We start from the raw sequence: 255 nt of genomic DNA, 5'->3' as shown, positions 1-255 counted from the left end.
ACCGATATTTTGCGAGACACCCCGATGACGTCACCCGCTCCGATCGTATACATCGTCGACGACGACAGCGGCATGCGGACGTCGCTCGCGTGGTTGCTCGAATCGGTCGGCATCACGTCCGAAGGATTCGCGAATGCCGCCGATTTTCTCGCGCGCTTCGACGTGAACCTGCCCGCGTGCCTGGTGCTCGACGTGCGGATGCCGGAGAAAAGCGGGTTCGACGTGCAGGCGGAGCTGAATGCGCGCGGCGCGACG

Annotated in this window: 1 protein-coding gene; it reads left to right on the top strand. The window is 63.9% G+C overall.

Going from position 1 to position 255, the window contains the following annotated elements:
- Positions 1-24: 24 nt before the first annotated feature.
- Positions 25-255 (top strand): response regulator transcription factor (locus tag SB816_RS33320; protein WP_410548419.1); only part of this gene is annotated, 231 nt, incomplete at its 3' end.

Source organism: Achromobacter sp. SIMBA_011, assembly GCF_046535435.1.
Lineage (GTDB): Bacteria > Pseudomonadota > Gammaproteobacteria > Burkholderiales > Burkholderiaceae_B > Achromobacter > Achromobacter dolens.
The sequence above is the reverse complement of the archived record's forward strand: the minus strand, read 5'-3'. Positions and strand labels throughout refer to the sequence as shown.